This is a genomic window from Geobacillus sp. CCR (genome assembly GCF_052906625.1).
On record NZ_JBREBQ010000004.1, the window covers coordinates 87,171 to 107,269 of the forward strand.

Annotated in this window: 20 protein-coding genes; 4 read left to right on the forward strand and 16 right to left on the reverse strand. The window is 54.3% G+C overall.

Annotation, left to right across the window (positions count from 1 at the left end):
* Positions 1-210: 210 nt before the first annotated feature.
* Positions 211-978 carry a 2,4-dienoyl-CoA reductase gene (fadH, locus tag ACVBDQ_RS03510; RefSeq protein ID WP_011230544.1) on the reverse strand — a complete coding sequence of 256 codons (768 nt, stop codon included), beginning with the start codon at positions 976-978 and terminating at the stop codon, positions 211-213.
* 143 nt (positions 979-1,121) lie between these two features.
* Between fadH and ACVBDQ_RS03515 the strand changes: the two genes are divergently transcribed.
* Both ACVBDQ_RS03515 and ACVBDQ_RS03520 read left to right on the forward strand, forming a co-directional pair.
* Entirely contained in the window at positions 1,122-1,991 is an 870-nt protein-coding gene (locus tag ACVBDQ_RS03515) for a metallophosphoesterase (protein WP_138187202.1), read from the forward strand.
* A 68-nt stretch (positions 1,992-2,059) separates the two neighbouring features.
* Positions 2,060-2,494 carry a YkyB family protein gene (locus ACVBDQ_RS03520; protein ID WP_014195334.1) on the forward strand — a complete coding sequence of 145 codons (435 nt, stop codon included), beginning with the start codon at positions 2,060-2,062 and terminating at the stop codon, positions 2,492-2,494.
* 151 nt (positions 2,495-2,645) lie between these two features.
* On the opposite strand, the gene ACVBDQ_RS03525 is transcribed toward ACVBDQ_RS03520, so the two are convergent.
* The 5 genes from ACVBDQ_RS03525 to corA form a co-directional block, all read right to left on the reverse strand.
* Positions 2,646-4,052: a glycosyltransferase family 2 protein gene (locus ACVBDQ_RS03525; RefSeq protein WP_033007559.1), complete on the reverse strand. Its 1,407-nt coding sequence runs from the start codon at positions 4,050-4,052 to the stop codon at positions 2,646-2,648.
* The gene (locus tag ACVBDQ_RS03530) at positions 4,052-5,074 is read right to left on the reverse strand and encodes a HEAT repeat domain-containing protein (protein WP_138187200.1); all 1,023 of its coding nucleotides are present in this window, start codon (positions 5,072-5,074) and stop codon (positions 4,052-4,054) included. Before ACVBDQ_RS03530 ends, ACVBDQ_RS03525 begins: the two co-directional genes overlap by 1 nt.
* The gene (locus tag ACVBDQ_RS03535; RefSeq protein WP_138187198.1) at positions 5,074-6,702 is read right to left on the reverse strand and encodes a diguanylate cyclase; all 1,629 of its coding nucleotides are present in this window, start codon (positions 6,700-6,702) and stop codon (positions 5,074-5,076) included. The genes ACVBDQ_RS03530 and ACVBDQ_RS03535 overlap by 1 nt, the downstream gene beginning before the upstream one ends.
* A gap of 187 nt (positions 6,703-6,889) precedes the next feature.
* Positions 6,890-7,540, reverse strand: coding sequence for a glycoside hydrolase domain-containing protein (locus ACVBDQ_RS03540; RefSeq protein WP_138187323.1), 651 nt, complete (start codon positions 7,538-7,540; stop codon positions 6,890-6,892).
* 68 nt (positions 7,541-7,608) lie between these two features.
* On the reverse strand, positions 7,609-8,607 hold the full coding sequence (corA, locus tag ACVBDQ_RS03545) for a magnesium/cobalt transporter CorA (protein WP_138187339.1): 999 nt from the start codon (positions 8,605-8,607) through the stop codon (positions 7,609-7,611).
* 189 nt (positions 8,608-8,796) lie between these two features.
* On the opposite strand from corA, the gene ACVBDQ_RS03550 reads away from it, so the two are divergent.
* Together ACVBDQ_RS03550 and ACVBDQ_RS03555 are read left to right on the forward strand one after the other, a co-directional pair.
* Positions 8,797-9,024: an IDEAL domain-containing protein gene (locus ACVBDQ_RS03550; RefSeq protein ID WP_011230536.1), complete on the forward strand. Its 228-nt coding sequence runs from the start codon at positions 8,797-8,799 to the stop codon at positions 9,022-9,024.
* 153 nt (positions 9,025-9,177) lie between these two features.
* Positions 9,178-10,335, forward strand: a complete 1,158-nt coding sequence (locus ACVBDQ_RS03555) for an aminotransferase A (RefSeq protein WP_138187325.1) — start codon at positions 9,178-9,180, stop codon at positions 10,333-10,335.
* Positions 10,336-10,571: 236 nt separating this feature from the next.
* On the opposite strand, the gene ACVBDQ_RS03560 is transcribed toward ACVBDQ_RS03555, so the two are convergent.
* From ACVBDQ_RS03560 to ACVBDQ_RS03605, 10 genes are all read right to left on the reverse strand, one after another.
* Positions 10,572-11,546: a quinone oxidoreductase family protein gene (locus ACVBDQ_RS03560; protein ID WP_011230534.1), complete on the reverse strand. Its 975-nt coding sequence runs from the start codon at positions 11,544-11,546 to the stop codon at positions 10,572-10,574.
* Positions 11,543-12,325 carry a 2-phosphosulfolactate phosphatase gene (locus tag ACVBDQ_RS03565; RefSeq protein WP_033008456.1) on the reverse strand — a complete coding sequence of 261 codons (783 nt, stop codon included), beginning with the start codon at positions 12,323-12,325 and terminating at the stop codon, positions 11,543-11,545. Before ACVBDQ_RS03565 ends, ACVBDQ_RS03560 begins: the two co-directional genes overlap by 4 nt.
* A gap of 9 nt (positions 12,326-12,334) precedes the next feature.
* Complete coding sequence (locus tag ACVBDQ_RS03570; RefSeq protein WP_011230532.1) at positions 12,335-13,393, reverse strand: phosphotransferase family protein; 1,059 nt, start codon at positions 13,391-13,393, stop codon at positions 12,335-12,337.
* Between the two features lie 98 nt (positions 13,394-13,491).
* Positions 13,492-14,076 carry a TetR/AcrR family transcriptional regulator gene (locus tag ACVBDQ_RS03575; protein WP_011230531.1) on the reverse strand — a complete coding sequence of 195 codons (585 nt, stop codon included), beginning with the start codon at positions 14,074-14,076 and terminating at the stop codon, positions 13,492-13,494.
* A gap of 92 nt (positions 14,077-14,168) precedes the next feature.
* Positions 14,169-15,788 carry a long-chain-fatty-acid--CoA ligase gene (locus ACVBDQ_RS03580; RefSeq protein WP_033025005.1) on the reverse strand — a complete coding sequence of 540 codons (1,620 nt, stop codon included), beginning with the start codon at positions 15,786-15,788 and terminating at the stop codon, positions 14,169-14,171.
* 21 nt (positions 15,789-15,809) lie between these two features.
* The gene (locus ACVBDQ_RS03585; RefSeq protein ID WP_011230529.1) at positions 15,810-16,592 is read right to left on the reverse strand and encodes an SDR family oxidoreductase; all 783 of its coding nucleotides are present in this window, start codon (positions 16,590-16,592) and stop codon (positions 15,810-15,812) included.
* Positions 16,593-16,610: 18 nt separating this feature from the next.
* Positions 16,611-17,822: an acyl-CoA dehydrogenase gene (locus ACVBDQ_RS03590; protein WP_033008446.1), complete on the reverse strand. Its 1,212-nt coding sequence runs from the start codon at positions 17,820-17,822 to the stop codon at positions 16,611-16,613.
* A gap of 174 nt (positions 17,823-17,996) precedes the next feature.
* Entirely contained in the window at positions 17,997-18,863 is an 867-nt protein-coding gene (locus ACVBDQ_RS03595; RefSeq protein ID WP_138187327.1) for an NAD(P)-dependent oxidoreductase, read from the reverse strand.
* Between the two features lie 26 nt (positions 18,864-18,889).
* On the reverse strand, positions 18,890-19,675 hold the full coding sequence (locus ACVBDQ_RS03600) for an SDR family oxidoreductase (RefSeq protein ID WP_013523290.1): 786 nt from the start codon (positions 19,673-19,675) through the stop codon (positions 18,890-18,892).
* A 101-nt stretch (positions 19,676-19,776) separates the two neighbouring features.
* The gene (locus tag ACVBDQ_RS03605) at positions 19,777-19,995 is read right to left on the reverse strand and encodes a hypothetical protein (protein ID WP_138187329.1); all 219 of its coding nucleotides are present in this window, start codon (positions 19,993-19,995) and stop codon (positions 19,777-19,779) included.
* Positions 19,996-20,099 lie beyond the last annotated feature (104 nt).

Consider the following 20,099-nt stretch of genomic DNA (forward strand, 5'->3'; position numbering starts at 1 on the left):
CACCTCATCCCCATCGACCATCTTTGCCTTTATTATAGCATAATTGCCCAATCGTTCCTGACTCGTAAAAAAAGCGGCTCCCCTGACAGCAGGGAATCCGCTTGTGACAAAGGCCGTTGCGTGCAATGAGCCGGTTGCCCGCGATAAATGAAGACATACCGCCTGCAATCCCTTTTGGGTGAGGACCATCTTGCTTTATGGCAAATTTGATTAAAACGGCCGCCGGTTCAGCCATTGGCCGCCGTCGACTGTGATGCAAGCGCCGTTAATGTAAGCGGCTTCATCCGAAAGCAAAAACGAAGCGACCGCCGCGATTTCTTCCGGCGTCCCGAGCCGCCCGAGCGGCACGCTTTCCAACGTCATCCGCTCCGCTTCCTCTGATTCCCAAAGCCGCTCCGCCCCGCCGGTCCGCTCAATCGGTCCGGGAGCGATCGCATTGACGCGGAAGCCGTACTTTTTCCCCCATTCCACAGCAAGCGTGCGCGTCATTGCCAGCACTCCAGCCTTGGCGCTCGCTGAATGAATGACCCCGGCGCCGGCATGCCAGGCATATGTCGCAACGATGTTGATAATGTTCCCTTTCAAGCCGCGCTGAATCCAGTAGTTGCCGACTTCCCGGCTGCAGTAAAACGTGCCGTTTAACACAATGTTAATGACGCTGTTCCAGCCGTTGATCGACAACTTTTCCGCCGGGCAAATGAAATTGCCAGCCGCGTTGTTGATGAGGGCATCGATGCGGCCGAATTCCGCATCAGTCCGCTCCACCATGTGCGCCACTTGTTCCGGGTTGCGCACATCCATCGGGATCGTAAGCACTTTCCCTCCATCCGGCGCGGCGATTTCCCGCTTGGCCTCTTCGAGCGCCTCGGCCCGCCTTCCCGTAATGACGACGTTGGCCCCATCAGAAACAAACCGCTTCGCCATATATTTCCCCATTCCGCTCGACCCGCCGGTCACAATGATCACTTTTCCGTTCATCCATTTCTCCTCCTATGACTGATTACTCATTCATTTTTATCATATCATAAAATAGTGGAATATTCGAACATCTTAGTCCTCCTATTGTCCTTTTCCCTCTCTTTTCGTTATAATAAAGCTGCTTGTGAAAGGATGGCGAAACGATGCACCATATCGAAACAACCAAACTAAGCCGGCGCGCCTTTTTGAAAAAGCTGGCGCGCACAAGTTTCAGCGCAGCGCTGGCGATGGCAGCCGCCTCTGGATACGCCCGCTGGATTGAGCCAGCCGAGCTGACCGTGACGCACCATGCGCTGTCGCATCCGCTGATCCCAAGGTCGTTTGCCGGCGTCAAGCTGCTGCAGTTCAGTGATCTCCATCTCGGCCATTATTACGGCTTGAAACGCTTTTACCGCATTATCGGCCGCATCAACGAACTCGGGCCCGATCTCGTCGTATTCACAGGTGATCTGCTCCATGAGGCGAACCGGTATCCGCACGTCAACGCGGTCGCTGAGGCGTTGGCTGGCGTCCGTGCTCCTCTTGGAAAATTTTGTATTTACGGAAACCATGATCACGGCGGCTACGGGACAGATATTTACCGTCAATTGATGGAACGAGCCGGGTTCCGCGTTCTCGTCAATGAGCATGCACTCGTCCGGCGCGGCCATGACGCGATCGCTATCGCCGGCAGCGACGATATGATGCTCGGACGCCCGGACTGGTCGAAAATGACGAACGGCATTCCGCGGGCGACATATACGATCGCCCTCGTTCATGAGCCGGACGGTGCCATTGAGGCTCGCCGCTTCCCTATTCACGTTCAACTCTCCGGCCATAGCCACGGCGGGCAAATTCAGTTGCCGTTTATCGGACCGCTCATCACGCCGCCGTTGTCTGAGCGGTATTATGAAGGGTTTTACCACGTCGGCGGACTCTTGTTGTACGTCAACCGCGGCCTTGGCACAACAAGGGTGCCGCTTCGCTTCTTCGCTCCGCCGGAGTTGACCGTTTTTTCGCTTACCCCCGGATAGAAGTAGGACAAACCGGGCAACAACACCGCTTCCTATGTTATAATAGAAAGAAAAAAGGAGACATGCCGATGAAACCGGTGCAATTGACGGTCGACAATATTGCCAAAGCGATTTTTACCGTCAACCGCCATGCCAAAACAGCATTGAACCCTTCGTTTCTTTATCTTCTGAAGAAAAAAGCGATCGAGAAGCTGCTTGAGGAGGGCAAGGCGAAAAAAGTGGGCCTCCATTTTTCCCGCAATCCGAGATACAGCCAACAGCAATCCGACGTGCTTGTCGCCGTCGGCGACTACTACTTCCACATCCCACCGACAAAACAAGATTTCGCCGCCCTTCCGCACCTTGGCTCTCTCAACGATTCATACCGCAACCCTCCAGCTCGGATGCCGCTGTCAGAGGCAAAAGCCATTCTCATCGCCTACACCGGACTGAAGGAAAAGCCGGAACAAAAGCCGAAACGGCTGACAAGACCCGTATTTAAACGGCTCGGCGACCGCTATTAAGCGGACGCCGAGCCGTGACCTGGCTTTTCTCTTTCAATTCATCATGTTTTCGTGAATATTCCTCTTTGGGTTCGATCACGATCACTTGGGGAGACATGCACTGATTCGTCAAGCCGAGGCGCACCCTTTTCGCTCTATTCTCTACCTATGTTTACACCGACACTCCTTTTCGCTTTATGCTCCCCCATTGCTTTTTCCGGCGAACAGCGTCGATCACCCCTTCGCACCGCCACCAAGCGGTAAGCGGACGGTACCAAAATGTCTCAGTCAACGCGAAGAAAAACAGCTTCACCAAATCAGAGATGCTCGGGAACTTCCGCTCAGTCCACTCTTCAAGCAAGACGGCTGCTGCTGATAACAGCGAACCGTACAAAACCGAAACCGTCAGCAAAAGAAGAGCGAATTCGACGTACAAGTTTCCGAGAAATAAGGAGAAAACAACGACAATATAGCCCATCAATTCAACGATCGGACCAAGAAGCTCAATGAACCAAAAATACGGCAGCGAAAGAAGGCCGATTGAGCCATATTTTGGATTGAATAGCATCGATCGATGCATCCATAAGCTTTCCAAAAGCCCGCGATGCCAGCGCCGCCGCTGCCTCCGCAAATCCCCATACGTTTCCGGCGCTTCTGTCCAGCAAACCGGGTCGGGGATATAGATGATTTTTTTCTCCTCGTTTTTTTCGCGCGCCAGTCGATGCAGGCGCACAACGAGTTCCATATCCTCTCCAGCTGTATCCGTATATCCGCCTGCTTCGATCACCCACGGCTTAAAAAAAACGCCGAATGCCCCAGAAACGATGAGCAGCAAGTTATGGCGGCTTAAGCCGAGGCGGCCGAGCAAAAACGCACGCAAATATTCAATTGTCTGCATAATGACAAGCGGCCGCCGCGACAAACCGACCTTGACGATTTCACCGCGTTCAATCCGACAGCCATTGGCGATCCGGACCGTCCCTCCAGAAGCAATGACCTCTCCGTCGGATTCAAGCATCGGTTTCATCACCTTCAAAAACGCGCGCCGCTCAAGAACAGAATCGCCGTCGATGGAGCAAATGTATGGATAGCGGGCGGCGTTGATTCCGGCGTTCAATGCATCGGCTTTCCCGCCGTTTTCTTTATCCAGCACAAACAAATGCGGGTAATCGGGCGACTGGTAAACCGCCTTGATTTCCTTCGCCGCCAGCTGACGGCGAATGACGCGATAGACCGGCTTCAGATGAAAATGATCGATCAACCGCTTAAGTGTCTTGTCAGTCGACCCATCATTAATGACAATGACTTCATACTCCGGGTATTCGATGGCTAGCAGTGAGCGAACCGAACCAACGATGCCGGCTTCCTCATTATAAGCTGGAACAAGGATCGATATCGGTTTTGCGTAGCTGGCATCGAGCAATTCTTCATACGGCTCCCAATCGTCAAGACGACGAGTGCGGCGCAAGTGAATGAAAGCTACCACAAGCAAAAACGTATAAAAGGCGAGAACGACAGCCATATAAATGAGCACGACATGCCCAATAGCCGATAGAAACGCTTGCCCCCCTTCCACCATCACCCCTCCTCTCCAATCCATTGCTTCGCCATGTCACGGGCATAACGGTCCTCCGCTGTGCACGCCGCTTTATGCAGCATCGCCCGACCGCCCGGCAGGCGCACGATGGAGGCAGCCGCTTCCGAACGAACGGCGAATGAACGGTCGGCCAGCCGCTCATAGAGCAAGGGAAGCAACCATTCTTCGCGGCATTTTCCGGCAAGACGGACTGCCATCAGCCTCTCTTGCCAATGCGGCGAGCGCAAGTGGCGATCAAGCTTTGTCGCTTCAATTGAAACGCCAATTTCTGCCATCGCCTTAAGCGCGCGAACACGAAGCTCCAACTCATCTGATGCCAACAGCTCCAGCAAAAACGATCGCTCCCCTCGTCGACGGATGCCGATCATATCGATGAACGCGCATTTCCCTGCCCGCGGCAGCTCATCAAATCGCTGTTCCACCTGTCGAAGAAGCCGCTCGCTCATATGGCCAAAAATGACCCGATAGGAAAACTCCGTTAACTTATATTTCGGTTCGAGCACATATGCAATCACTGGGCTGTAATCAAATTGGGCGAAAATGGCCAATAGTTTCGCCGCCTCACCTTTCGTCACCCGGTTGGAGCGATACAGCCGCTCCATCTCCGGCAGCATCGCCTTCACCTGCAAATCCTCGATCAAAAACAGCGCGTTCATCCGCTCGCTCCAATGACGGCTTGACAGCCTTCGATGCAGCCATCCTTGGAAATGCATCTCCGCCAATGTTCGAATTCGCTCCTGCACTTGCTCTCCGTTCAAGAGTGAAGCAAAATGGTCAAGAAGCTCCATCATCGCTTCACGCTCAAGAGGGGAAGCCGGCAAAAGCATCTGTTCCTCCTCGCCGAGCAGATACCGAAGCAACCAAAGCCGATGCCGTTCCTTATAAACTCGCAGCCGGGCTTGGCGCCGGTTTTCCCGCCATTTGCGCACGACTAAATAAAGAAACAGCCCGGCCAGCACCGCCGATAAGACAGCAACCATCAAGGCGGCGACAATGAGCGTCATTACTCATCAAGCTCCTTTAGCAGCCGGCGCAGGCGCGCCTCCAGTTCCAGCCATTTAAACGGCTTTGTCACATACTCGTCCGCTCCTTCGTCAATGGCTTGGGCGATGTCCCGCTCATCTTGGCGCGACGTCAACATTATCACCTTATACGGCTTTTGCTGGCGGCGGAGGCGGCGCAACACCTCAAGACCGTCCATTTTCGGCATCACCCGGTCCAAAATGACGACGGAGCGTTTCTCGCCTTTGTACACCGGCGATTCGAGAAATGAAAGCCCGTCGCCAAACTCGTAAATGTCCGCTTTCCCCCCCTGCTCATTGACGAGCTTGCGGACAAGATGAGCAATCATCATCCGCACGAGTTCATCGTCGTCTACGATGGCAATCGCCCATCGCCGCCGATCCGTTGATGCTTGGCTTGGGGCCTCATCCGAAGAACCGCTTTTCTCACGCGCCGCCTCTTCGATCCGATTGCCACCGCCTCGTTTCGCCGCATACAGCGCCTTGTCGGCCAGACGCAGCCAATAGTCAAGCGGCCGATCCGGTTCATCACACTCAACCAGGCCGGCGGAAAACGTACATGATAGAAGTGCGCCATCCGCCGCGATTTTTTCGGCGGCGAACTGGCGTTGCAGCCGCTCAAGCACTGCACGAGCCTCGCTTTTGGACGTTTTGGCCAGCCAAACGACAAACTCTTCGCCCCCAAAGCGAACGACGGTATCCACTCCACGTGTATGTTGGCGCAAAAAGGCAGCCAGCTTTTGCAATACCGCATCGCCTGCAAGGTGGCCGAAACGGTCATTGACTTGTTTGAAATGGTCCAAATCAAGCAACGCCAAACAGCTTGGCGCTCCGTAACGCTCGAGGTCGCTCCGAAGGCGGGCGTATACCCGCGGCAAATACTTCCGGTTATACACACCTGTCAATTCGTCAATGAGCACAAGGTCATCGATTTTTCGTTTTTTTTCAATGAGCCGGCGAACGCGAACGAACAGCTCATCTGCCGCTGGGGTGGTGATGACATCATCCGCGCCAAGCTCATAACCTTTCAACCGCCCCTCTTTGCCCTCGTCTCTCCTCACAATGACAACAGGAAGATAGGGGCGCTGTCCGGCGCGCTCAAGCAAAACCGTCAAGTCCGGATTCTCCCACTCTCCCTCCTTCACGCTGACGATGATGCAATCCGGGCTGAGACGAAACATCGACGCGGCCGCCTGCTCAAGGGAGGGAATCGTCGTGAAACGCCATGGCACGGTTTGCAGGGCGCCGCGGACGTAAGCAAAAAACAAGGGATCATTTCCACAGAGGAGAATAGCTGCTTTCGGCCCTTGGCGGTGCGAAGAGGGAATGGTGGCAGAAGCCGCTTCCCCGGCTTCATAGAAGCAGCGAAGGAGAGGAACCATCTCCATCAGCGCCTCCTCCGCTGTCCATTGCCGTTCCGTTTGGCCGTTCAACCGGTGAATGAGCCGCTCTGCTTCAGCAGCGATGTCGCTAAGGCCAATCACCGCCGCCGTCCGGCCGACAGCGCCTAAAAACCGGATCAGCTCCGCCCCCGCAAACGGCTCTTCCGTCTTCCATCGTTCATACTGTTCCTTCAATCGGCTTAATAACGAAGCAGTGTAAGAATCCAATCTCCCCCTCCTTTCCGCCCATCGTCCTGCCGTTCCGCCGTTTGTATTTTTACGTGCATCCTCCTTTTTTCCCTATTACTAATATAGTCGGCAGGGGCGAAAAACATTATCAAAAAAATGAAAGCAAAACAGCCTTTTTTCGTCCATGCATTCAAAAAGACCGTTGCTTCATGGCAACGGTCTCGATTCAATACAAAAAATCGAGAAGACGGCGGTCCGCCAAATTCGTATCGACCGGGCACACTTCGGCATCGCGCCCGTACTGCCACACCCACACATTTGCGCTGCAGGGCGGGGCCGCCGGCTGGTAGCGCGGCGCTTTTTGCTCTTTCGTCGTTCCCGGCCTTGGTGCGGCGCTCCAAATGACCGCCTGCACCGCCACTTGGTTGTTCCGGCTGACCGCCTCGCAATAGGCAACGGCGAAATCCCCTTTCGTCGGGTCCGCGTACAGCCCCGGCCGGTACCCGGTCGGATAGAGCGTTTCCACCCAAGCCGCGATCCAAGCCGCATCAACCGCAAAAAAGTCCTCGATATTGGCAAACAGCAGTTTATTTTTCGGAATGCCAAGCCGCCGCGCATGGAATACGGCGTTGCGCGCCGCCACCTGTCCGTTTGCATAGCCGACCGCCTCTCGGAAGGCGTTGTAGATCGGCAGCACTTTCACCCCATAGCTGCGGATGCGGGCGATCTCCTCCCGCGTCAATCCTTCCGATACGTTCGGCATCTCGACCAAATAGCGGCCCCAAAACTTCGGGTAGCCGAGCTCGGTTCGCACGCACTGAAACAGCTGATCCGTGACCACCTGCGCGGAATCGACTCCCCAAATGCCTCTTACCATCCTTCCCCCTCCTTTGCGGTCACGCTGCCATAGTTATGTATATGAGGGGGAGCGCTTGTTTTATACGGCTACCGGCGGCGCTTCCGTTCCTCCTTCGCCCAGTCGCCTTTCAACAACTGAAACCAGCCGTTGCGCTTAAACCAAACAAACATCGTCATGCCGATCACCGCCATGGTAGCCAATACAACAAAGTATCCGTACTTCCAGTGCAATTCAGGCATATAATCAAAGTTCATCCCATAAATGCCGGCAATAAAGGAGAGCGGCATGAAAATCGTCGTAATGGCCGTAAACGTCATCATAATGTTGTTCATTCGATTCGAGTTCAGCGACAAATAGCTGTCGCGGATATCTGCTGTAATCTCGCGGTTGGTCTCGATCATTTCCGACAGCTTCAATAAATGGTCGTAAATGTCGTGAAAATACAACTGTCGTTCTTTCATGCGCTGCAGGCGATCGGAGTGGATGATGCGGTACAACAAATCGCGCATCGGCACGATCGTCCGGCGCAGCTTCGACAAATCGCTGCGGATATCAAACACCTTTTCGATAATGTCGTGAATCGGTTCATTGTTCGTATTCTCCTCTAAATCGTTCAGCACGTCTTCAATATGGTAAAGCGGTGGAAAATAATCATCCACAAGCTTGTCGATCAGCCGGTACATGACGTGAAACGGCCCCTGCTGAACATCTTCTTCATGCTTCAATCGCTCCCACACCTCATCGACCGCGTGAATGGCCGACTTATGAAACGAAACGATGAAATTTTGCCCGACAAACAAATCGACTTCCTCAGCCTCCAGCGTCATCCCGGCAATGGCATGAAGCACAACAAACAAGTAGCGGTCATAAAAATCGAGCTTCGGCCGCTGCACATATTCGAGACAGTCTTCAATCGCCAGTGGGTGAAAACGGAAAAAGGAGGAGAGCAGCGCCGATTCCTCATCCGTCGGCTCATGAAAGTCAACCCAATACCATGAGACGTCCGGGCTGTTGACAAGCGTTACGTCAACATCATACAAAATCTCAAATTCTTTTGTCACGACACACGTGCGAATCATCGCCATCACCTTTGCCTTGTTCTCCTCTTATCATAACCGAAAAACTGTTAAGTCCCAACAAAAAACGGGTATAAAAATCATGTAGAGAAAAAATTGACAAAAAATATTTATCTAAATTTTCTTTACATTAGCATCAAAAACGACGATAATATAAGAAAGGGAACTGTTTCGTTCCCATATGGGAGGGACTGAATCATGTACGAAAAACAATACCCGAATGAAGGCGCCGTTTTGTTCAACCAGCCGGAAGAAAAAAGCAGCTACGGGCCGATGGCCGAACAAGTGCTGAAAGAAGCGATCTTCCAGTTTCAAAGAAAAAAACTGATGGAACAAATTGATGAAGCGCTCGCAGCCGGCAACAAGCCGTTGTTTTTCAAGCTTTCCGCCCAATATAACGACCTGTTGAAAAAATACGGCGCGTAAAAGGAGCGAACGAAGTTGGAAAGTGAATCGTCGATGACCAAGTGAGCCCCATTTCCGTTTGTGGGAACAATCCGGACGGAAAGGGGCTCATTTTTGTTTTTTCGTTTTCCTCGCCAATGGTACAATAGAAACAAAAAAGAAAGGTGGACAACCGTGAAACACCTCATTCAACCACGTGTTCAAGCCATTCAGTTATCAGGCATCCGCCAATTTTTCAACCTTGTCGCCGACCGGCCGGGACTTGTTTCCTTGACGATCGGCCAGCCGGATTTTCCAACACCCGAACATGTGAAAGCAGCCGCTCAGGAGGCGATCGCCGCCGATTTCACGACGTATACAGCGAACGCCGGCCTGCTGGAACTGCGCGAGGCGGCTTGCCAATTCGTCGCTGACAAGTACGGCCTTCGTTACACGCCGGACGAAGTCATCGCCACCGTCGGCGCCAGCCAGGCGCTTGATATTACGTTTCGCACCATTTTAGAGGAAGGAACAGAGGTGCTTCTTCCCGCACCAGTCTATCCCGGCTATGAACCACTCATTCGCCTGTGCGGGGCGAAACCGGTGTACATCGACACAAGGCCAAACGGTTTCCGTCTGTCGGCTGAGCTCATTGCGCCTTATTTGACGGAAAAGACGCGCTGCCTCGTTCTTCCATACCCATCAAATCCAACCGGGACGGCGCTGTCAGCCGAAGAGCTTGAGAACATCGCTTCCCTTTTGAAAGGACGGCCGATTTGGATCGTTTCCGATGAAATTTACAGCGAGCTCGTCTATCGCGGCCGCCATCACTCGATCGCCGAGTGGCTGCCGGAGCAGACGATCGTCATCAACGGTTTAAGCAAATCGCACTCCATGACCGGTTGGCGCATCGGGTTTGTCTTCGCTCCAGCGTTCGCCGTTGAACAAATGGTGAAAGTGCACCAATACAGCGTCTCGTGCACGTCATCGATCAGCCAAAAAGCGGCGGTGGAGGCGCTGACCGCCGGCAAACACGACGCCGAGGCGATGCGCGCCGCTTACGCCGAACGGCTTGAGTATGCCTATCATCGTCTCACCGCCATGGGGTTGCCGGTTGAGAAGCCGGATGGAGCCTTTTACTTGTTTCCGTCAATCGCCGCCTTTGGCATGTCTTCGTTTGATTTTGCCCTCGATGTCGTCGAAAACGCCGGCGTCGCCCTCGTTCCCGGCAGCGCCTTTTCCGAATACGGTGAAGGCCATGTCCGCCTGTCGTACGCTTATTCGCTCGATGTGCTCAAAGAAGGGCTCGACCGGCTCGAGCGGTATATCCAAACGAAGCGCCGCAGACCGTAATGGTTTTCAAAAATCGTATTGGCTTAGACCGCCATGCCCCCATAAGAAAAAGGCTGCTTTTCTTTCGACTTTTGTTCACCATTGGCTTTAGGGGAATATACAAGAAAAGGGGGTCCCAAAAGGATCGGGACACCCTCTTTCGTCTCTATATATACGCACTGACCGATTCTTCCGCACTATATTTTGTGTCTACCCTGAAGGCAGACAGCCTTTTGGGTCAGCCCCCTCTTCTTTACTTATGGCACAAGCAATAGCTTGCCATGCGTTTTCCGCCCCTGCAACAGCCGATGCACTTCAGAAGCCTGCTCAAGCGGGTAGACGCCGCCGATCATCAGCTTCAGGCTTCCTTCCTGCACCCACGCGAGCAATTCCCGCAAACTTTGTTCGTACAACGCCCGCTTTTTCATGATTTGCGGCAAGAAAAAGCCGATCACTGACCAGTTTTTCGCCATCAGCCGGACTGGATTGAGACGCGTCATTTCCCCGCTCGCCGCCCCATATACGACCAGGCGGCCGAACGGAGCAAGGCAATCGAGCGTCTGATGAAAGACATCGCCGCCCGCCATTTCCAAAGCGACATCGACGCCGCGCCCACCGGTCGCCTCCATCACGTCCGCAGCCCAGCTGTCTTTTGTATAATCAATGGTGACATCAGCGCCAAGCTGTTTGGCGAGCGCTCGTTTTTCCTCCGTGCTTGCCGTGGCGATGACCATTTTGGCGCCGAACCGTTTCGCCAATTGGACGGCAATCGTCCCAACGCCGCCGGCTGCGGCATGAACGAGCACCGTCTCCCCTTCTTCCAAGCGGCCCATCGTTTTGAGAATATGGTAGGCGCTTAGCCCTTGCACCGGCAAGGCCGCCGCCTGGCGGGCATCCATTCCATCCGGAAGCGGCACGACCGCCCGTTCATCGACAGCGACAAACTCAGCGTAGCCGCCGGATTCGATCAACGCGACGACGCGTTGCCCCGGGCGGATCGTTTGCACTTCCGGACCAACTTCACGGACAACGCCGGCCACTTCCGTCCCAGGGATGAACGGAAGCGGCGTCGGCACAACATAGCGGCCTTCCCGTCGGGCTGTATCCGCATAGTTGACGCCAATCGCTTCAGCTTCAATCACGACTTGCCGCCCCGTGGGTTTCGGACGTTCGCCTTCACAAACACGCAAGACATCCGGTCCACCGTATTCAACGAATTGGACAAATTTCATGGCGATATCCCCTCTTTCGTTACTTTTGTCGACGCCATATTGCGCAGTTCCAGGCCGAACGGCCCCAGCTCAAGTTTTGGAACGGCAGAAAGCGACCCGTGCCGGTTGATGTAGTCGATTTCTTTTTCCAAGCCGTACGCCGTCATCCAACGGCCGACGCGCGAGGCAGACAACACTTCTTTCGCCTTTCCTTCATCTGAATATTGCCGGTAAAAGAACCATGCGGCCGTCGCGCTGTCGGACAGCTCCGCCGCGTTGATCCCTTGCTCGATCAAGCAGTGCACAAAGTAGCCGGCGCCATAAAAGTCTTCTAGGCAAAAACGGCCCGACGAGCCGGAACAAATCACAATGATCGTCTCTTCCTGATGCAAACGGCAAATATGCTCGCTGACCGCCGGGCTGTTCAGCAAGCTCGCCGCGTACACCGCACGGGCTGGCTGAGCTCTGCGAATCGCCACCGTGCCATTGGTCGTCGATAGCACGACTGTTTTCCCTGGACAAACCGTTTGCAAAAATAGCGGCGCCGGCGGATGAAAACCGGCGATCGTCCGCCCTTCGTATTCGCCGACGAGCTCATAGCTGCCCTCTGGCAAGCGAAGCGCGATCTCCTTGGCCTCCTCGGCATCGCGCACCGGGATCACCGAACGAGCGCCGGCAGCGAGAACTGCTGTAATCGACGAGGTGGCAAGCAAAACATCGAACACGACAGCCACCTTTCGATCAGCAAGCGCCATCTCATCAATGTCTTCTTTGCGCAGCACGACATGCACTTTTGTCATCACGCCGCCTCACCGTCCTGTCGCCAGCTGCCATGCATGCTCAATGAGCGCTTCGACAAACTGGCCAAAATGGCGAAACCGCTCATCGTTCGTCTGTCCGCGGCGGTAGCGGTAATAAATTTGCTGGCAAATGACCGCTAATTTAAAGTAGGCAAACGTTAAATAAACGTGTATATCGGACACATCACGTCCACTTTTTTTGGCATATGCCTCAATAAACTGTTCGCGCGTATAAAAACCGGGACGGACGGTGACCGGCGCGCGGCCAAACCCACTTTTAATGAGTGGAGGATCGTCTTCCTCAATCCAATAACTCATGGCCACCGCCAAATCGGCAAGCGGATCCCCGACCGTCGACATCTCCCAATCAAACAGCCCAACCATTTTGGTGATGTCGTCTTTGGCAAACAAAGCGTTATTCAGCTTAAAATCGTAATGGATTACGGTTGCTTCGCGCTGCGGTGGAATATGAGAAGCGAGCCACTTCATCAGCGCCTCGGCTTCCGGAATATCATCCGTCTTGGCCCGCTCATAGCGCTGGATCCATCCGTGCACTTGCCGTTCCATAAATCCATCCGGCTTTACCATCTGAACGAGGCGTGTGTTCGTATAATCAATTTGATGGATACGGACAAGCGTCTCGACCATCGTCTCGGAAATGCCGCGGCAAACCTCCTCCGTCGGAGTGATGCCATCGGGAAAATCACTGTCAATCACGACGCCATGCCGCCGCTCCATGACGAAAAACGGACTGCCGATCACCGATTCGTCTTCACAAAAATAGAATGGTTTCGGGGCGAGCGGGAACAGCGGATGGATTTCAGAAAGCCACGTGCTCTCCCGCTTCATATCATGCGCTTTCGGCGGCACCGGGCCAAACGGCGGCCGGCGCAGCACCGCCTCCCACTCCCCACAGCGGAGCAAATACGTCAAATTCGACCGGCCGGCGGAAAATTGCTGGATCTCGAGCTCCCCATCCGGCATGTCCGGCAGCACCGTGCGCAAAAACTTGGCCAGCTTCCCTGCCGGCAGTTCTTCCCCCTTGCGCACTGGAATAATCGCTGTCATCTCCCTCTCCCCCTTGGTCAACAATTCAAGCGCGCCATTGCCGCCGCACGAACAGCATCCATCGACACACCTCGGATCAAACTTGTTTGTCTCTCTTTTCACTCGGCTTTCGAGACAGACGGCGCGCTCATGCCATCAAGCAGGATCTCCACCATCTGCTTCGCCACCTCGGCATCGGTCAGCTCTCCGTCCGGACGAAACCATTGGTAGCTCCAATTGGCCGCCCCAAGAACGGTAAGCGTGGCGATCGATGGTGACAAATCGCAGCGCAGTTCACCGCTTTTCATTCCTTCCTCAATCAACGACTGCAGCCGATAGCGGAACAAATCGCGCTTTTCTTTTACTTTTTGTAAATGCTCCTCACTCAAATGCTTCATTTCACGAAAAAAAATGCGAGCTTCCCTTCCTTGCCGCTCGACATTATGAATGAGCATGAAGATAATGTCATACAGCTTCTCCCGCAACGGGCGCCGTTTATCGCTTATAATGCGCTCCTCTTCGTCAAGCAGCCCTTCAATGTAGCGAAGGTGAATATCCATCAACAGTTCTTCTTTGCTTGTAAAATAGTAATAAAACGTCCCTTTTGTCACCCCGAGGGCGTCAACGATGTCTTGGATCGATGTTTCGCTGAACCCATTTTGTTCAAACAGCTCAATGCTGGCAGCCATAATTTTCTCCTTCATGTTTTTACACCTCTTGCCTAAAATGTAGTCGCTGCCAGCTATTGTACCATAAAACGGCCAAGCCTGCTTCGGACTTGGCCGAAAGCCCTCTGTTATTGCGGGCGGGACGCCTCTTCACGCAAGGCGCGGCGCAAAATTTTCCCGACGTTCGTCTTCGGCAGTTCGGCACGGAACTCGACAATGCGCGGCACTTTGTACGCCGCTAAGTTTTTTCGGCAATGGGCGATGATCTCTTCCTCGCTTGCTTGCATCCCCTCTTTCAGGACGATGATCGCCTTCACCGTTTCGCCGCGGTACGGATCAGGCACACCAACTGCCGCCGCCTCTTTCACCGCTGGATGTTCGTACAGCACTTCTTCGATTTCACGCGGATAAATGTTATAGCCGCCGGCGATGATCAGATCTTTTTTCCGGTCGACAATCGTCACATACCCTTCCTCGTCAATCGAAGCCAAATCGCCAGTGTACAGCCATTCGTCGCGCAGCGCCGCCGCCGTTTCTTCCGGCATGTTCCAATAGCCTTTCATCACTTGCGGTCCACGGATAATCAGCTCGCCGACTTCGCCTGGCGGCAGCTCTTGCGTGCCAGTCGCCACATCGACGACTTTGTACTCGGTCAGCGGCATGCCGATGCCGACCGTGCCTGGCTTGCGCGCCGCAAACGGCGGATTGCAATGCGTCACTGGCGAGGCTTCGGACAAGCCGTATCCTTCAAGGATAACCGCTCCCGTTTTCGCTTCGAAATCGCGCATCAATTCAAGCGGCATCGGCGCGCTGCCGCTGTTGCACGTTTTAATGCTACTGATGCCGTATTGCTCGACTCCAGGAGTATTTGTAATAGCGACATACATCGTCGGCACGCCTGGAAACACGGTCGGTTGCTTGTCGCGAATCGTCTCCAACACTTCTTTCAGCTCAAAGCGCGGCAGCAAAATGTTTTCCGCTCCTTGGTAAATGGCCAAGTTCATTCCCGACGTCATCGCGAACACGTGGAACAACGGGATGACAGTTAAATATCGCTCTTTCCCGAACTCAAATGTCCCTTTGAAAAATTCGGCGCATTGCAAGACGTTGGCGAAAATGTTGCGGTGGGTGAGCATCGCCCCTTTTGAGCGCCCTGTCGTCCCGCCAGTATATTGCAACACAGCGACGTCATGCGTTGATTCGATCGACACCGGGCGCACAGCTCCGCTTCCTGCAGCAAGAAATTCGTCAAACGTGACATCTCCTTCAGCCAGCGAAACGGATGGCGGCGCTCCGAAGCTGACAGTGATCGCTTGTTTGACGGCTGTCTCCCCTCTGACGGCGGCAAGGCGCGGATAAAGCGGTTCATAAATGACGATCGTCTCGGCGCCGGAGTCTTTGAGCAAATAGGCAAGTTCGCGCTCAACAAGCATCGGGTTCACTTGTGTGACGATCGCGCCCGCCTGCAAAATGCCGTAGTAAGCGATGACATACTGCGGGCAGTTCGGCAGCATAATCGCGACGCGGTCGCCTTTTTGCACCCCAAGCGCCTGCAGGCTTGAGGTGAAACGGTTGACCGCCGCCTCAAGCTCGGCATAGGTGATCGTCTTGTCGTAAAATGTCAGCGCCGGCTGGGAGCCGAATTCCGCCGCTCGTTCATGCAGTACATCGCATACCGTTTTGTCGGGAATATCCATATAGAACGAAATGTGTTCCGGATAAAGAGACAACGCCCGTTTTTCGCTCATTTGCGTTTCCCCCTTTTTTAATTAAATGCCGGTCGCATGGCTGCCGCCGTCAACGACGAGGAGCGCGCCCGTGACAAAGGCGGACGCCGGGGAAGCGAGAAACAAGACGGCCCCTTTCAAGTCATCTTCGCCGCCAAAGCGGCCGAGCGGCGTATGCTCGAGCACTTTTTTCCCAACGCGTTCAAGAACGACTTTTGACATTTTCGTCGGGAAAAAGCCCGGCGCCACCGCGTTGACGCGAATTCCGTGCTTCCCCCATTTGGCTGCTAGGTCCCTCGTAAACGTAATAACCGCCCCTTTGCTCGTGTTGTAGCCGATCGTATTTAAAATGTCCGGGTGCGTGCCGCCAAGGCCAGCGACGGAAGCGATATTGATGATGGAACCGCCGGTTTGTTTGGCGATCATCACCTTGCCGACCGCCTGGCTCATGAGAAACGTGCCGGTAACGTTGACGTTGATCACCTTTTGCCATGCCTCAAGCGGCATTTCCTCGACCGGCGCTCCCCACGTCGCTCCGCTGTTGTTGACTAAAATGTCGATGCCGCCAAACTCTTTGACGGTCGTTTCGACGACATGTTTGACCTCCTCCGGATTCGTCACATCGCACCGCAGCGCCAGCGAACGGACGCCGAGCTGTTCAAGCTTTTCTTTCACTTGCTCGCACGCTTCCACTTTCCGCGAACAAACGACGACGTTCGCCCCGGCTTCGGCAAGACCGACGGCAATTTGCTCGCCGAGCCCGCGCCCACCGCCAGTGACAATGGCGGTTTTCCCCTCGATTTTAAATAAGTCCAACACATGCATACGACCACTTCCTCTCCCTTATTGTTGATATTGCCGCAATTCAAGCTTGGCAACTTGCTCTTTATGCACTTCGTCCGGCCCATCGGCCAGACGGAGCGTGCGCGAGTTCGCCCACATGGCGGCAAGCGGAAAATCGTTGCTCACCCCAGCGGCGCCAAACGCCTGAATGGCACGGTCGATGACCTTCAAAGCGACATTGGGCGCCACCACTTTAATCATCGCAATTTCTTTGCGCGCCGCTTTGTTGCCGACCGTATCCATCATGTACGCCGCCTTTAGCGTCAGCAAGCGCGCCTGCTCGATCTCAATGCGCGACTGGGCGATCCACTCGCGGATGACGCCGTGTTCAGCGAGCGGCTTGCCGAACGCCACCCGCGACTGTACGCGCCGGCACATGAGTTCAAGCGCTCGCTCCGCCGCTCCGATGAGGCGCATGCAATGGTGGATCCGTCCCGGGCCAAGCCGGCCTTGAGCGATGGCGAACCCTTTTCCTTCGCCCCAAATGATGTTTTCTTTCGGCACGCGCACATGGTCATACGTAATTTCGGCATGCCCGTGCGGCGCATGGTCAAAGCCGAACACCGGCAGCATCCGTTCGATTTTCACGCCCGGCGTATCAAGCGGAACGATGATCATCGACTGTTGCTCATGTTTTGGCGCATCGGGGTTCGTTTTTCCCATCACGATGGCGACTTTGCAGCGCGGGTCGCCGGCGCCAGACGACCACCATTTCCGTCCGGTGATGACATACTCATCGCCGTCGCGAACGATCGAAGCGCGAATGTTCGTCGCATCGCTCGACGCGACATCCGGCTCCGTCATCGAAAAGCACGAGCGGATTTCTCCGTTCAAGAGCGGGATGAGCCACTTTTTCTTTTGCTCCTCTGTGCCATAGCGGACGAGCACTTCCATATTGCCCGTATCGGGCGCATTGCAGTTGAACACTTCCGGGGCGATGAGCGAACGGCCCATTATTTCGCAAAGCGGCGCGTACTCCACATTCGTTAATCCCGCGCCGTATTCGCTGTCTGGCAAAAATAAATTCCAAAGCCCTTCTTTTTTCGCCTTTTCCTTTAATTCTTCGATGATCGGCGGCACGCCCGACCATCTCGACTCTTGTGCGTTCAGCTGCTCCTCATACACCCTCTCGTTCGGATAAATGTAATCCTCCATGAAAGCGCTTAATTTTTTGATCAACTCTTTCACTTTTGGTGAATAAGAAAAGTCCATATGCTCCCCTCCCTTTTATACTAACCGGTTGGTATGTTGTTTCTACTTTTACTATACCTCTACCAAAGGAAATATTCAATATTTTTCGATAAATACATCCGAATTTGCGCTTCCCATCTCCCCTGCTTCGCTGAGAAGACAGAGAAGATAAAAAAGGGCGAACAACCGCCCCGATTACGCCTTAACATACCGCTTGTATAGCGCTTGCGTGCCGCTGTTTTCCTCACCGGCTTGCGCCAACTCTTCGTACAGTTGTTTGGCGAGCGCCAGGCCTGGCAGCGGCAAGTTCATCCGCTCGGCTTCCTCAAGCGCAATTTTCATATCTTTAATGAAATGCTTGACGTAAAACCCAGGAGCAAAATCTCCTGACAACATGCGCGGCGCCAAGTTGCTCAGCGACCAGCTGCCGGCTGCCCCTTTGGCGATGCTTTCAAGCACTTTGAATGGATCAAGACCAGCCCGCTTCGCATACGCCATTGCCTCGCACACCCCAATCATGTTCGTCGCGATGGCAATTTGGTTGCACATTTTCGTATGCTGGCCGGCTCCAGCTCCTCCTTGCCGCACGATGTTCGTGCCAAGCCGCTCGAGAATCGGCTTGCACGCCAAAAAGACGTCCTCATCACCGCCGACCATAATCGTCAACGTTCCTTCGCGCGCGCCGATGTCGCCGCCGGACACCGGGGCGTCCAAAGCATGGATGCCCTTTTGCTTGGCCGCCTCGTAAATCGATTGCGCGAGCGTCGGCGTTGACGTCGTCATATCGATGACATATGTTCCCGGCCGCGCATTCTCCAAAATGCCGCCCTCGCCGAAATACACTTGCTCGACATCGTGAGGATAGCCGACCATCGTGATGACGACATCCGACTCCCGCGCCAAATCAGCGACCGTTTCCTTCCAAACCGCTCCTTCTTGAAGCAAACCTTCCGCCTTTTCTCTTGTGCGCGTATAGACGAGAAGCGGATAGCCCGCCTTCAGCAAGTGGCGCGCCATGCTTTTCCCCATGACGCCAAGGCCGATGAATCCGATCGTTTTCATCCGGTCTCCCCTCCTGTCGGTTTGCCTTAAATCGCCTTCACCATGCCGCCATCGACAATGAGCGCTTGACCAGTAACGTACGAATTCGCTTCGGACAGCAAGAAGACGACGACATTGGCAAACTCTTCCGGGGTTCCGTAGCGGCCGAGCGGAATGGCGCTTTTCATGCGCGCTTCCATTTCTTCTTTCGTAATGCCGAGTTTCTCGGCATTCACTTTGTCCAAAAAGGCGACGCGCTCCGTCGCGATCCGACCAGGAGCCACCGTATTGATTAAAATGCCATCCGGAGCCAGCTCAACAGCAAGCGTTTTCGTCAGCCCAACGATGCCAGTGCGGAACGTGTTGGATAAAATAAGTCCCGGAATCGGCTCTTTAATCGATGATGAGGCGATGTTGACAATTTTTCCTCCCTTTTTCTTTAAGTAAGGGAGCGCTTCGCGAATGAGGCGAATATAGCTCAACAAATTGAGCTCAAACGCATATTGCCAGTCTTCGTCGCTCACCGTTTCAAACGTTCCCGCCGGAGGGCCGCCGGCGTTGTTGACGAGCAAATCGATCGTCCCAAACGTCTCGACCGTTTTGGCGACAAGCTGGCGAATGTCGTCGGCGTTGGTGACATCTGTGCGCGTATAAGCGACGCGTCCCTTATGTAAACTGTTCAATTCTTCCGCCACTTCGTGCAACTTTTCTTCGTTTCGGCTCGTGATCATCACGTTTGCTCCTTCAAGCACAAGCGCCCGGGCGATCGCCTTGCCAAGCCCTTGGCTCGAGGCAGCGACAAGCGCCGTTTTTCCCGCCAATCCAAGTTCCATCGTCATCCCTCCAACAAAAGAATGGTGTTACGTAACCATATTCGCGCTCATTCGTCATTTTCCTTCTTTCGATCAGCGAAAAAAGTGATCCGCTGGGCGGATCACCTCTCTTCGAAAAGCGACTGAAACCGTTTCATCCCTTCCTCGACGTCAAGGCGATCAACGTGAAACGGATTCGGATTGGCATCCTTCATCGGATCAGCATCAGTCCGCACCCCAATCGCCTCGGCGCCGTCGGCGGTCGGATCGTTGATGACGCTTTCGCGGGCGCCGTCGCGGTAAAACATGTGCGGGTGATCGTTTCGTCCACGCTCTGGCATCAAATTCCCCCCCTTTTTTCCGGTAGTGTTCCGTAAGACATGGAAAATCATTCACCGATCAAGGAAAGGCGGGGAAAAAGAAAGAGCCCGCGCATCGCAGGCTC